A 13,103-nucleotide genomic window follows, 5' to 3' on the forward strand; every position below is an offset into this window, starting at 1 on the left:
TCACTGTTGAAGCCCTAGGGCTTATTCGAGCACCATCTCGATATCAAGGTGGCACAACCTGCGGTAAATCCCTTCTTTGCGCTCGCGAGCTTCGTGACCGGGCGGAAGCAAGCCATAGCAAGCATGCAAAAGCTGCAAGACCTCCAAGGCCAGACCCGGCTCCCAGAGATGCAACTCCGATCGCAATATTTGCTCGTCGAGAGCCTCCAATTGAGCCTTCGCCAGCTCGTATTTTTTGGCCTGATGGCACAACCGTGCGAGGCTTAACTGCCAGCAGAACTTTTCTCTTCCACCTTGCGCGTTCTGAAAACCTGACTTGAGCTTCTGTATTGCAGCCCTGAGTCCGCCTCTACGCAAAATGGCGATAGCCTCTTGAAGCGCTACATCCCAGGCGGGCGAGTTATCTGTAACCAAAACTTGTTGCGCGCCGCTTGTGGGCTCCAGATGAGGAGTAACACAGGCAGCGATCCAGTCACGAGTTGCCGCATCAGCGAACTCAGTACCGTCGTGAAATCGCAATTCGGCGACACCCGGCAGCCGCTGGAGAAACAACGCGAAATGGATCTCCAGTTCCCGCTTCGCAGCATCGGCGCCCAAAGCCTCCAGGCATTCCCAAACCAACCTTTGACCATCGAACCAGAAAGGTGCACGGGCAATACTCGTTTCCACCTGCACCAGCAGATCAGCGTACTGGCCTTGATCGAAGTGCAGCTGGTAACTCTTGAGCTTGTCGCCTGGAACGCCATGAAGATCAGTAACCCGCTCAGGGTTGTGCTGCGGGATGCTGTTAATCGATAACCAGCTCAACGTTCGATTCAGACGTAACGCCCGAGGATCTGTGGCTTTCTGACGTAGCCACCAGTTACACAAAAGCAGCGTGTTTTCCCGCTGGGCACGTAATGCTTGTTGTGCGTCCCTTTCGCTTTCGATGGAGGTAATGCCTGTGAACCATTGAGTCGCGATCTGCTTAACCTGAGCGACGACCGTGTCCACGGGGCCCACCTGTGGTCGACTGTCGGTAGCACGCTTCACCATATTCGCCAGACGCCTGCGCAATGGCAGAATCAATGGAGCCTCTTCACCCAGATGCTCTCTTAACGCAACGTCCAGGACTTCAAGCTGCAGAATCAGTCGCTCAAACAACTCAAGCTGGTCGCTGATCGGGATATTTGCGTGCAGAGCTTTCTCGAGCCGAGCAACCAACCAGTCAAGCGTCGCGGCACGCGTCCTGGATTTCCGAGGAAAGATAGCCACCCAGCGATGCGTACAAAAATCGCAGAGCATCTCCAGCCCCGCCACTAACCCAGCGAACGATTGAGTCTGATACAACGCCCAACTCAACCAACATGCGACACGTAAATCCTTGGACATGCCAGCGAGCAGCGCCTCACTACCCTCCAGCACCCTCTGCCAGTCGACCTGAGCCGTATCATGTAACGCCAACGGCTTTGAAAGCTCAGCCTCCAATGCTTCGAATTCAGGCGAATAACGAACATCTTCCCCGGCATAGTCATCTTCGGATACCGGGTTTTGGGCGAGTGCCAGATATCTGCGCGCAGCATCAGTTGAATACATAACTTCCAATTTCGGGAATGTAAAAAACCAGAGACAATGTCAATATTCGTAGAATTTAAGCGAGCACACACAAACAGACATGTTTAAGAATTAAACACCACACCACCCAATAGATTCATGACACTACCAGACCGAGACCAGAAACCTGTCACCGGCAACAATACTATCCAGCAAATCATTACACAGCAAGATGAAATTGTAATAATTTCATCGACTACTTGTCTTACATGTCGCGACGAAACTTCCTACAAACAACAAAATAAACAAACTACAGACCTGCATAAAAATCACAAGTAAAGTTCGGCGGCTTTTCGATAACAGCAGTAAAGCCAATTAAAACCCTATAGCTATAGTCATGATTTGCCAGGAGTGCACCGATGCCAACACCAGCGTATTTGTCCGTTGAGGGAACTACACAAGGTCTTATCACCTCCGGGACCTTCACCCAGGATTCAGTGGGGAATATCTACCAGGAAGGCCACGAGGATCAGATACTGGTTCAGGCCTTTGATCATCAGGTCATCATCCCTCGCGACCCTCAATCCGGCCAACCCACTGGGCAGCGGGTTCACAAACCGCTGATGATAACCAAGGTTTTCGACAAGGCCTCACCTCTACTGTTTACCGCGCTGACCACTGGTGAACGCCTGACAAAATGCCGCCTGGAGTGGTATCGAACGTCCGCAGAGGGTACTCAGCAGCACTACTTCACTATAGAGCTGGAAGACGCAATCATCGTCGATATAACCTCAACGATGCCTAACTGCCAGGACCCAGCCCAATCGCACTTCACTCACCTCGAAAATGTTTACTTTACTTATCGTAAAATAACATGGACTCATGAAGTATCAGGCACTTCTGGCTCCGACGACTGGCGCGTGCCTGTCGCAGCTTAAAGATCCTGCAATAAAACGACCTGACTCGCGAAGAATATAGCCTGATTAGATTGGCTGTTTAGATCGTGTAATTCTGCAACATATGGCCATTGAACATTCACCGCAGATGAAACAAACGGGGCCCAAGCCCCGTTTGCTACACCACCATCACTTAACCTTACTGTTCAAACTACTCACCAAACTCTCCAACCTCCCCACGCTACTGCGCAAGTTCGTAATCTCCTGCTGGAGGCTGCTGATCTCGCTGGAGCTTGAGGTGTTGTTCGGACCCGAATTGCGCTGGAGGTCGCTCAGCTGGCTTTGGAGTTTGCTGATGGTGCGATTTTGCTCGTCCATCTTGCTCTTGAGGTCGGACACATCGGCGGTACTGGATTGGGTGGTGGTGCCGTTGTTGCGTTTGAGTTCTTCGATCAAACGGCTTTGGGCTTTTACGGTTTCCTTGAGGGCGGCCAACTCACTGGCGTTTTGGCGGGAGTCTTCCTGCAGTTGCTGCAGGCTGATCAAGGCTGACTCGAGGTCGCGGGACGAGTCGACGTCCGCTGCCTCGGTGCGGCTGGCAACGGTGCTGCTTTGAGAAGTGGCAGTATTGGCGCTGGCGTCGACCGCGGCATGGGCCGGTGAGATAGCGAGAACACTGATCAGACATGCTGCAACTGAAAGGGGGAAACTCAAGAAAGCGGACTTACTAGTCATCACTAGGTTTTCCATAGGAGGTGCAGATTTGGCACAGCGCTACGACCGGTTTTTGGGGCTGAAGTTCTCGGCGTTGACGCTCTGGGGACAAACTTGGTAACGCATTAGCGGCCCTGTTCGTGTAGATACTATGCCATCCGGCAGACGTTCACGCGACGTCACTTCCTGATACTCGGACTTCCTTGACGCAGCCCGCAGCGGCTGGTCGTTGTTCGAATAGTGGAGTGATGTATGCGTAGATTGATCCTTCTCGGCACGCCGGCGCTGATGCTGACCATGGCAGCCTCTACAGCCCAGGCATATGAAGCCGGGGATATTATTATTCGGGCCGGTGCAGTAACTGTCGACCCACGAGAAAGCAGTTCCAGCGTGCGTGTTGATCGCGGAGGTCTGGCGGGCACGGATCTGGGCGGCAAGGCCAGCCTGGGCAGCGATACCCAGTTGGGTCTGAACTTCGCTTACATGATCACCAATCATTTAGGCATCGAGTTGCTGGCGGCCACGCCGTTTGAGCACGACGTGAATATCAAAGGCACTTCGGGCGGTATTGCGGATGGCAAGCTTGGCTCACTCAAGCATCTGCCGCCGACGTTGAGTCTGATTTACTACCCGCTGGACAACAAATCAGCCTTCCAGCCCTATGTGGGCGCCGGGATTAACTACACCTGGATCTACGACGAAAGCGTGGGCAGCAGCGCCAGTGCAGCCGGGTTCGATAACTTCCACGCCAGCAACTCATGGGGTTGGGCCGCACAAGTGGGCGCAGACTACATGCTCACTGACCGCCTGATGATCAATGCGCAGATGCGTTACATCGACATTGAAACCGACGCTTACGTCAGCAATACCAACCTTGGCGTCAGGGCCAAGGTGAATGTCGACGTGGACCCCTTCGTGTACATGGTGGGGCTTGGCTACAAGTTCTGAGATAACAGAGCAGAGCGTGGCATTAATGACGACACAACAAAAAACGGGCATCCAACGCAGGTTGGTATGCCCGTTTTTTCACTGCTCGCCTCCCGCCGAGGCGTACAGCTGGTAACTAGGGGTTAACGCTGTCTTTCAGGGATTTACCCGGCTTGAAGGCAACGGTGTTGCTGGCCTTGATCTTCACTGGCTCGCCGGTTTGTGGGTTTTTGCCAGTGCGGGCGCCGCGATGGCGTTGCAAGAAGGTGCCGAAGCCGACCAGGGTCACGCTGTCTTTGCGATGCAGGGCACCGGTGATTTCTTCCAGTACGGCATTAAGAACGCGATTGGCTTGCTCTTTGGTCAAGTCCGCCTTTTCAGCAATGGCGGCCGCTAGTTCTGGTTTACGCATATGAAGCCTCTTATACGGATTTTTGTTTTTATGTCCCGCGCCGCTCATGCAGAACGGTAGTCAGGTGACGCAACGGCTCTACGTTGCGGCAGACGGGAATGAGGATGGCACGCTGTTCTGGCGGACGCCAGTGGACCAATGGCCTTTATGGGGCCAAAAATGTGGCTTATCCGACAGAACGTCCAGTATTTATGCCAACAGGGCTGGAAGCGCCTTATTCAGAGCGAGTTTCTCCATCACTGCCGCTCCAGTCAGGGCATAGCCCAGGAGGTTGCCTGCAGGGTCGTGGCACAGCGCTCTGATGTCAGCGCCCTGCCCTTCAACGCTCCAGATAGCTTCGACGCCACGAGGCGGCGGCGACACAACGAGGGGACACACCGGGGTTTTTACGGTAATCGGCATGGGGCCGTATTTCACTGCGCTCGGAGTGCCCGCAAGAGTCTGGGCCAAGGCGCGGGCGCAGCTCATCAACGGCATGACATACAGCAGATTCAAGCCGTCCACTTCGGCACAGTCGCCCAATGCATAGATATTGGCATGAGAGGTTTTCAGCTCCCGGTCAACGATGATGCCGCGGCCAGTCTGCAAGCCTGCCGCCGCAGCGAGATCGACTCGTGGGCGCAAGCCGATGGCGGAGACCACCACATCGCACTGAATGACCTGCCCATCGGACAAGTGCGCTTCAAGGCCATCGGCAGTGCGTTGCAAGCGGGTCATCAGTGGACCGAGGTGGAAACGCGTACCGAGACTCTCCAGACCTGCTTGCACGGCAGTTGCGGCGGCGGGAGGCAATAAGGTCGGCATTACTTGCTCGCAAGGCGCCACAAGGTCAACTTCGTAGCCCCCCAGAATAAGGTCATTGGCGAACTCGCAGCCAATCAGCCCGGCACCGAGAATCAGCACCCGACGTTTGCCCGCTGCCGCAGCTCGAAAACGGGCGTAATCCTCAAGATCATTGATCGGGAAGACGGAGTCGCTGGCATCACCCTCTACCGGCACGCGAATGGTTTCGGCACCCCAGGCGAGGATCAGGTCGCGGTAGTAAACCGCCTCCTCGCCAATCCACAGGCGTCTGTGCCCAGGATCGATGCCACTGATGCGGGTGTGAGTACGCACTTCGGCCTTGAGTTGGTCGGCCATTGCGCCAGGTTCAGCCATGCTCAGACCATCGGCTTCCTTGTTCTTGCCAAAGCCGGTGGAGAGCATCGGTTTGGAGTAGGAGCGACCGTCATCAGCAGTGATCAGCAGCAGCGGCGTTTCGCCATCGAGCTTGCGAAATTCCCGAGCGAGGTTGTAGCCCGCCAGGCCAGTGCCAACAATCACAACAGGTGCGTTCATACGTACTTCCAAACCAGAGAGTAAAAATCGGATCAGCCGATTTCGATCATTTCGAAATCCATTTTGCCTACGCCACAGTCCGGGCATAGCCAATCTTCGGGAACATCCTGCCATGGAGTGCCCGGCGCAATGCCGTCATCCGGCCAGCCATCGGCTTCGTTGTAGATCAGGCCACAGACAATGCATTGCCACTTTTTCATCGTTATCTCTCATGTTTTCAGGCTAATTGGGGCGTACGCGGTCGTGAGGTGCCACGCTTGCGCCAAACTCAGGGCGTTTTGTACTGATCACGACGCTGACATGCAACCCCGGTGATCACTACAGGGCGTTGCCGGTCGTCGGCTGGCGGGGGCAATCATGCTAAGCTCGCGGCCTCAATCAGCCTAAAAATGCTTACCGTGACTGAGCAAAATCCCCCTGCCCACCCTGTGAACTGGCTTGAGCGCGAGTCGCTTGAGGTTGACGTCGAACCGTTGGTTCAGACGTGGCTGTTTCACCGGGACTCGTTGACCCGCCGCCTGACTACCTTGTCTTCCAACCATTTCAGTGTCACGCCGCTCGTCGAAGGCTGGCAAGCACTGCGCGACGATGAGTGTGTCGCGCTGGATCTGCCAGAGCAAAGCATCGGTTGGGTGCGCGAGGTCTATCTGCGCGGGCATGACGAGAAGTGGGTATTCGCCCGCAGCGTTGCAGCACGTAGCACGCTGCAGGAAAGCGGCCTGCACATGGATGAACTGGGCACGCGTTCACTGGGCGAGTTGTTGTTCTGTGATCCGGAATTCGACCGCGGCTCGCTGCAGGTCTGTCGTTATCCAGCGGCGTGGCTGCCCGTATCAGACGCCGCCGAAGGTTTATGGGGACGACGCTCATGCTTTAGCCGCGGCCCTCTGAAAATACTGGTGGCCGAAGTCTTCCTGCCGACGCTCTGGCAGACGATTCGCACCGTGGAGCACTGCTGATGTACTTGACGCTACTCAAATCCCTCAATCGCCTGAATCCGCGCATATGGGACTTCATCCAGTTGATGCGCGTCGATAAGCCGATTGGCATCTATCTCTTGTTGTGGCCGACGCTCTGGGCGCTATGGATTGCCGGTGAAGGTTCGCCGTCGCTGCTCAATATCGCGATTTTTGTGGTGGGTGTGTTCCTGATGCGTGCGGCGGGCTGCGTGATCAATGACTTCGCCGACCGCAAGGTCGATGGTCACGTCAAGCGCACTGAACAGCGGCCGTTGGTGAGTGGCAAAGTCAGTTCCAAGGAGGCGCTGGCTCTGTTTGCAGCGTTGGTGCTGGTGAGCTTCCTGCTGGTACTGCTGACTAATCCGACAACCATCTGGCTGTCATTTGGCGGGTTGGCATTGGCAGCCTGTTATCCATTCATGAAGCGTTACACCTATTACCCGCAAGTGGTGCTGGGCGCGGCCTTTTCATGGGGGATGCCGATGGCGTTCACTGCCGAAACCGGTAGTCTTCCCGCTGCTGCGTGGCTGTTGTACATCGCCAACCTGCTGTGGACAGTGGCTTACGACACCTATTACGCGATGGTCGATCGGGAAGACGATCTGAAAATTGGGGTGAAATCCACCGCTGTGCTGTTCGGCGATGCTGACCGGGTCATCATCCTGACGCTGCAAGGGTTGGCCCTGGGTTGCCTGTTGCTGGCCGGTGCGCGCTTTGAACTGGGGGCGTATTTCTACTTGGGTCTGCTGGTAGCAGCGGGATGTTTCGTCTGGGAGTTCTGGTCCACCCGCCATCGCGACCGTGACACCTGTTTCAAGGCGTTCTTGCATAATCATTGGGCAGGGTTGGCGATCTTTGTCGGGATTGTTGTGGATTATGCGTTGCGGTGATGCGGTAGCCCCGTGGGACCGAATTCATTCGGGAAGACGGCCGTTCAAGCGGCACATATGCAACAGATGCGCCGCCCCTTTCGCGAATGAATTCGCTCCTACAGGTATTGCAGTTGCGACACAGATGCTATGTGGCGCTACGGTTTGACGGTATGCCAGACGCCGCCCTTGCCATCGCCAGTGACATCCCCGACTTTCTTGTCATCCTTGTAGAAGTACAGCGGCTTGCCGCCATAGGCCCACTGTAATTTGCCGTCGTCGCGTTTGAGCTGCGTCCACTTCCCGGACGCTTGAGTGTTCGCTTCAGCGGCCAATGGCGGCCAGTTGATTGCGCATGTGTCGTTGCAAACGGACTTGCCTACCGAGTCCTTGTCAAAGGTGTAAAGCGTTTTACCGCTGTGGTCGGTGAGGTAGCCGTTTTCTCCGGTCATACCCGGCTCAGCAGCCATAACCAGACTGGAAGACGCCAGTGCCGCAGCCGCCATCAAGCCCATGAATGTCGATGAAATCTTGAGCATCGGTAGATCCTCTTTTTATGTGGAATCCGTTGTCGGACGAGACTGCACATTAGTCCTTAAAGAACGTGGCATGCTAGCCCCTACCCTGACTGTCACACGACTGCAATAATTCCGTTATCTAATGCGCCCCAAGACAGTTAAATGACAAGAGGTTCAAGCATGGTTGGCAGGAGCATTCTGATCGTTGACGACGAAGCGCCAATTCGCGAAATGATCGCCGTTGCATTGGAAATGGCCGGCTATGACTGCATGGAAGCAGAGAACTCTCAGCAAGCCCATGCAATCATCGTAGACCGCAAGCCGGACTTGATCCTGCTCGACTGGATGCTGCCCGGCACATCCGGTATCGAACTGGCCCGACGCCTGAAGCGTGATGAGCTGACCGGGGATATCCCGATCATCATGCTGACCGCCAAGGGTGAAGAGGACAACAAGATCCAGGGGCTTGAAGTCGGCGCCGACGATTACATCACCAAGCCGTTTTCTCCTCGCGAACTGGTCGCACGCCTCAAGGCTGTGCTGCGCCGTGCAGGCCCTACCGATGGCGAAGCGCCTATCGAAGTGGGCGGTCTGCTCCTCGACCCGATCAGCCACCGCGTGACCATCGATGGCAAACCTGCCGAGATGGGCCCGACTGAATATCGTTTGCTGCAATTCTTCATGACCCATCAGGAGCGCGCCTACACTCGCGGCCAATTGCTGGATCAAGTCTGGGGAGGCAATGTTTATGTCGAAGAACGTACCGTTGATGTGCACATTCGTCGGCTGCGTAAAGCCCTCGGTGACGCTTATGAAAATCTGGTACAAACCGTGCGCGGTACGGGCTATCGCTTTTCTACCAAAAGCTGACACCCTGCTCCTGGACAGACAGCTCAAACAGATCGCCGCAAACGAATGGCGCAACCGTCCGGTATGCGCTCGACATGGATGTACGTTTAATTGAATCAAAATTGGCATGGCACCCTGATCCGCCACATGCTGTTGCTGGTGACGGCCTGCCTCCTGGTCGGACTGATCAGCGGCGAATATGGCTGGAGTCTGGCCATCGGTCTGGGGCTGTATCTGGCCTGGACCCTCAAACAACTATTACGCCTGCACGAATGGCTCAGTAATCACCAGACCGACGAACCGCCGCCTGATGGCTACGGTTTGTGGGGCGAAGTCTTCGACAGCATCTATCACCTGCAACGCCGTGACCAGCGTGTACGCGGTCGTCTGCAAGCGGTGATCGACCGTGTGCAGGAATCCACTGCCGCCCTCAAGGACGCGGTGATCATGCTCGACAGCGAAGGCAACCTGGAATGGTGGAACCGCGCCGCTGAAACCCTGATGGGCCTCAAAACCCCGCAAGACAGCGGCCAGCCGGTGACCAATCTGGTGCGTCATCCGCGTTTCAAGGAATACTTCGAGCAGGACAGCTTCGCCGAACCACTGGAAATCCCTTCGCCCACCAATGACCGGGTGCGCATTCAGTTGCTCATCACTCGCTATGGCAACAACGAGCACCTGATGCTGGTGCGCGATGTCACGCGTATTCATCAGCTGGAACAGATGCGCAAGGATTTCGTCGCCAACGTTTCCCACGAACTGCGCACGCCGCTGACGGTTATTTTCGGTTATCTGGAAACCTTGCTGGATAACGTCGAAGAAGTGAACCCGCGCTGGGTGCGCGCCTTGCAGCAAATGCATCAGCAAGGCGGGCGCATGCAGACGCTGCTCAACGACTTGTTGCTGCTGGCCAAGCTCGAAGCGACAGACTATCCGTCGGATAACCATCCGATCGTCGTGAGCACATTACTCAAGACCATCACCAATGATGCGCAGGCGTTGTCCGGCAACAAAAATCAGCAGATCGACCTTAATATCGAAACCGGCGCGCTGCTCAAGGGCAGCGATACCGAACTGCGCAGCGCGTTTTCCAACCTGATTTTCAACGCTGTGAAGTACACCCCCGCCGAAGGCAAAATCCAGATCCGCTGGTGGGCCGACGAGCGTGGCGCGCACCTGAGCGTGCAGGATTCAGGGATCGGCATCGAAACCAAGCATCTGCCACGCCTGACCGAACGCTTCTACCGCGTGGACTCCAGCCGCGCCTCCAATACTGGCGGAACGGGTCTGGGCCTGGCCATAGTCAAACATGTGTTGCTGCGCCATCGGGGAACACTGGAAATCAACAGCGTGCCGGGCAAAGGCAGCGTATTTACCTGCCATTTTCCACCGATCCAGCTGGCCCAAGCCTAGTCTGCGACACCTCCGCCACTAGGCAAGCAGGCATTGAGCCGCTACATTGCGGCTCTTGTGCACCCAATATCGGTGCAGCAATAACCTCTCTCGCTAAAACGGAACCCGTAAAACTCCATCATGGACCCTTCCCCTGGTTTTAACCTCGCTTCACTGTTCGCCGATTTCGGCATGATTCTCTTCGCAATGGTTCTGGTCCTGCTCAACGGTTTTTTCGTTGCGGCAGAGTTCGCCATGGTCAAGCTGCGCTCAACCAAGGTTGAAGCCATTGCCGAAAAAAACGGCTGGCGCGGACACATCTTGCGCACCGTTCACAGCCAACTTGACGCTTATCTCTCCGCTTGCCAGTTGGGTATCACCCTGGCTTCGCTGGGACTGGGCTGGGTCGGCGAGCCGGCGTTCGCGCACTTGCTGGAGCCTTTGCTGGCGGCCCTGGGCGTGGACTCACCGGAAGTGATCAAAGGCGTGTCGTTCTTTACCGCCTTCTTCATCATCTCCTACCTGCACATCGTGATCGGCGAACTGGCCCCCAAATCCTGGGCGATCCGCAAACCGGAACTGTTGTCGCTTTGGACGGCGGTTCCGCTGTACCTGTTCTACTGGGCGATGTACCCGGCCATTTACCTGCTCAACGCCAGCGCCAACGCGATTCTGCGCATTGCTGGCCAAGGCGAGCCTGGTCCGCATCATGAGCACAGCTACAGTCGTGAAGAGCTGAAACTGATTCTGCACTCCAGCCGTGGCCAGGATCCGAGCGATCAGGGTATGCGAGTGCTGGCGTCCGCCGTGGAGATGGGTGAACTGGAGGTGGTCGACTGGGCCAACTCCCGGGAAGACCTCGTGACGCTGGATTTCAACGCGCCGCTCAAAGAAATCCTCGCCTTGTTCCGCCGTCACAAGTTCAGCCGTTACCCGGTATACGACGCCGACCGTGGCGAGTTTGTCGGTCTCCTGCACATCAAAGACCTGCTGCTCGAACTGGCGGCACTGGACCACATCCCGGAATCCTTCAACCTGGCCGAGCTGACGCGTCCGCTTGAGCGGGTGTCCAAACACATGCCGCTCTCGCGCCTGCTTGAGCAGTTCCGTCAGGGTGGAGCGCACTTTGCCCTGGTGGAAGAAGCCGACGGCAAGATCATTGGCTACCTGACCATGGAAGACGTGCTCGAAGTGCTGGTCGGCGATATTCAGGACGAACACCGCAAGGTCGAGCGCGGCATCCTCGCCTATCAGCCAGGCAAACTGCTGGTGCGCGGCGATACACCGTTGTTCAAGGTCGAACGTCTGCTGGGCATCGATCTGGACCACGTGGAAGCCGAAACCCTTGCAGGCCTGATCTACGAAACCCTCAAGAGGGTACCGGAAGTCGAAGAAGTGATGGAGTTCGAGGGCCTGCGGATCATCATTAAAAAGATGAAAGGTCCGAAAATCGTATTGGCTAAAGTGGTCAAGATTGATTGAGGCTGTCGCGTCGGCGTGACGACTGAGGTGCAAGTAAATTGGCAGATTCGAGCCTCAACAGCCAATATACTTGCACTTTTAGTACCGAACTCTCACTGCAGAGCTGATCCGGTCCCACAGGTGTTAACTCGGCAAACCTCTCAATTCCCACCCACCGCAAAATTAGGCAGGCTTTGCACCGGCTGTGCAAACTCGTAGGGGATGGACTCCAGCGCCAGGCCCACATTGCGCTGCACGACGAAGTGCAGGTGTGGACCGCTGCTATTGCCGGTATTGCCGGAGCGTGCCAGGGCGCTGCCTACGATGACGTGTTGACCTTCCTTGACGCTGACCGAGCCACGCATCAGGTGCAGATAAACGCCCATGGTGCCGTCGTTGTGCAGGATTCGCACAAAGTTGCCTGACGGATTCGAGCCTTTGCCGGTCTGGTCGTTTTCGATTTTGACGACCACGCCACCTCGCGCTGCAATGATTGGCGTACCTTCGGGCATGGCGATGTCCATGGCATAGCGGCCTTTGGGGCCATAGTGGCTGTACTTGCCGTTAGGGCCCTGACTCAAACGAAACGGCCCGCCCACCCACGGCAGTGGATACCGATACGCCAGACTCGTGCGTTGCGGATCACCCACGATAGAACGCAGTCTGGTTTTGTAGCTCATGGGCCTGCCGATGACTTTGGGACTCAGGACCGTGACCCGCTCATTGCCACGGGCCGGTATCGTGCGACGAATGGTCTGGTCGGCGACGCCAAGGACGTTCTTTCCGCCACTGATTTTCAGCTCAACCTCAACCGGCGCGTACAGGTCGTTACGGACATAAAGGCTGTCCACGCCTTTATCCCGCTTGGTGCTCAGGTGCACCTGACGCTCGATGTGCTCAACCATCCGATCCTTGAACACCACAACGGCTGCACCCGGCGTCGGGCGATCGGTGAACGAGACCACGCCGTTGGCATCGGTGAATTTGTAGATCGTCAGCGCCCCGGCCGTTTGCGCAGCCAGCAACAGAGCACACAGAATGAGTAAGCGCTCGATCATGGGATGGGTCTGATTTGTAAAGAAGATGAGGCAAGCCTACCAGCGATTCCTGCGAATGAGGACTCAGCTGTATCAATCGGGAACAGATCGGGCGTCAAGGAAATCGCGTCAGACGCCGACCATGCAGACGCGCGCTCAGCCTACATCTTTAAAATGCTGAATATGTAACAGCGAAAT

Annotated in this window: 14 protein-coding genes; 7 read left to right on the forward strand and 7 right to left on the reverse strand. The window is 56.1% G+C overall.

Annotation, left to right across the window (positions count from 1 at the left end):
- Positions 1–21: 21 nt before the first annotated feature.
- On the reverse strand, positions 22–1,575 hold the full coding sequence (tssA, locus tag CKW31_RS03310) for a type VI secretion system protein TssA (protein WP_095093024.1): 1,554 nt from the start codon (positions 1,573–1,575) through the stop codon (positions 22–24).
- Positions 1,576–1,952: 377 nt separating this feature from the next.
- Between tssA and CKW31_RS03315 the strand changes: the two genes are divergently transcribed.
- Positions 1,953–2,471, forward strand: a complete 519-nt coding sequence (locus tag CKW31_RS03315) for an Hcp family type VI secretion system effector (RefSeq protein ID WP_095093025.1) — start codon at positions 1,953–1,955, stop codon at positions 2,469–2,471.
- 147 nt (positions 2,472–2,618) lie between these two features.
- Here the strand turns inward: CKW31_RS03315 and CKW31_RS03320 are convergent, their stop codons facing one another.
- Complete coding sequence (locus CKW31_RS03320; RefSeq protein ID WP_095093026.1) at positions 2,619–3,164, reverse strand: hypothetical protein; 546 nt, start codon at positions 3,162–3,164, stop codon at positions 2,619–2,621.
- Between the two features lie 231 nt (positions 3,165–3,395).
- Between CKW31_RS03320 and CKW31_RS03325 the strand changes: the two genes are divergently transcribed.
- Positions 3,396–4,091: an OmpW family outer membrane protein gene (locus CKW31_RS03325; RefSeq protein ID WP_095093027.1), complete on the forward strand. Its 696-nt coding sequence runs from the start codon at positions 3,396–3,398 to the stop codon at positions 4,089–4,091.
- A 115-nt stretch (positions 4,092–4,206) separates the two neighbouring features.
- Here CKW31_RS03325 and CKW31_RS03330 read toward each other — a convergent pair whose 3' ends face one another.
- The 3 genes from CKW31_RS03330 to CKW31_RS03340 all read right to left on the reverse strand — a co-directional run bounded on the left by CKW31_RS03330 (position 4,207) and on the right by CKW31_RS03340 (position 6,020).
- Positions 4,207–4,482: an HU family DNA-binding protein gene (locus CKW31_RS03330; RefSeq protein ID WP_003213368.1), complete on the reverse strand. Its 276-nt coding sequence runs from the start codon at positions 4,480–4,482 to the stop codon at positions 4,207–4,209.
- A gap of 189 nt (positions 4,483–4,671) precedes the next feature.
- A complete protein-coding gene (locus tag CKW31_RS03335; RefSeq protein ID WP_095093028.1) occupies positions 4,672–5,820 on the reverse strand; it encodes an NAD(P)/FAD-dependent oxidoreductase in 1,149 nt (382 codons plus the stop codon).
- A 32-nt stretch (positions 5,821–5,852) separates the two neighbouring features.
- A complete protein-coding gene (locus tag CKW31_RS03340; protein ID WP_095093029.1) occupies positions 5,853–6,020 on the reverse strand; it encodes a rubredoxin in 168 nt (55 codons plus the stop codon).
- 198 nt (positions 6,021–6,218) lie between these two features.
- Between CKW31_RS03340 and CKW31_RS03345 the strand changes: the two genes are divergently transcribed.
- Together CKW31_RS03345 and ubiA are read left to right on the forward strand one after the other, a co-directional pair.
- Positions 6,219–6,779 carry a chorismate lyase gene (locus tag CKW31_RS03345; RefSeq protein WP_371856678.1) on the forward strand — a complete coding sequence of 187 codons (561 nt, stop codon included), beginning with the start codon at positions 6,219–6,221 and terminating at the stop codon, positions 6,777–6,779.
- A complete protein-coding gene (gene ubiA, locus CKW31_RS03350) occupies positions 6,779–7,669 on the forward strand; it encodes a 4-hydroxybenzoate octaprenyltransferase (protein WP_095093031.1) in 891 nt (296 codons plus the stop codon). Before CKW31_RS03345 ends, ubiA begins: the two co-directional genes overlap by 1 nt.
- A gap of 137 nt (positions 7,670–7,806) precedes the next feature.
- Here the strand turns inward: ubiA and CKW31_RS03355 are convergent, their stop codons facing one another.
- Positions 7,807–8,163: a hypothetical protein gene (locus CKW31_RS03355; protein ID WP_371856679.1), complete on the reverse strand. Its 357-nt coding sequence runs from the start codon at positions 8,161–8,163 to the stop codon at positions 7,807–7,809.
- Between the two features lie 183 nt (positions 8,164–8,346).
- On the opposite strand from CKW31_RS03355, the gene phoB reads away from it, so the two are divergent.
- The 3 genes from phoB (at position 8,347) to CKW31_RS03370 (ending at position 11,889) form a co-directional block, all read left to right on the forward strand.
- A complete protein-coding gene (gene phoB / locus CKW31_RS03360) occupies positions 8,347–9,036 on the forward strand; it encodes a phosphate regulon transcriptional regulator PhoB (RefSeq protein ID WP_027901508.1) in 690 nt (229 codons plus the stop codon).
- A gap of 126 nt (positions 9,037–9,162) precedes the next feature.
- Positions 9,163–10,428, forward strand: coding sequence for a phosphate regulon sensor histidine kinase PhoR (phoR, locus tag CKW31_RS03365; RefSeq protein WP_256582479.1), 1,266 nt, complete (start codon positions 9,163–9,165; stop codon positions 10,426–10,428).
- Positions 10,429–10,548: 120 nt separating this feature from the next.
- The gene (locus tag CKW31_RS03370) at positions 10,549–11,889 is read left to right on the forward strand and encodes a hemolysin family protein (protein WP_095093034.1); all 1,341 of its coding nucleotides are present in this window, start codon (positions 10,549–10,551) and stop codon (positions 11,887–11,889) included.
- Between the two features lie 140 nt (positions 11,890–12,029).
- On the opposite strand, the gene CKW31_RS03375 is transcribed toward CKW31_RS03370, so the two are convergent.
- Entirely contained in the window at positions 12,030–12,926 is an 897-nt protein-coding gene (locus CKW31_RS03375; protein ID WP_095093035.1) for a M23 family metallopeptidase, read from the reverse strand.
- Positions 12,927–13,103: the final 177 nt, after the last annotated feature.

The organism is Pseudomonas sp. Irchel 3A5 (assembly GCF_900187575.1).
In the GTDB taxonomy this organism is placed as follows: domain Bacteria; phylum Pseudomonadota; class Gammaproteobacteria; order Pseudomonadales; family Pseudomonadaceae; genus Aquipseudomonas; species Aquipseudomonas folii.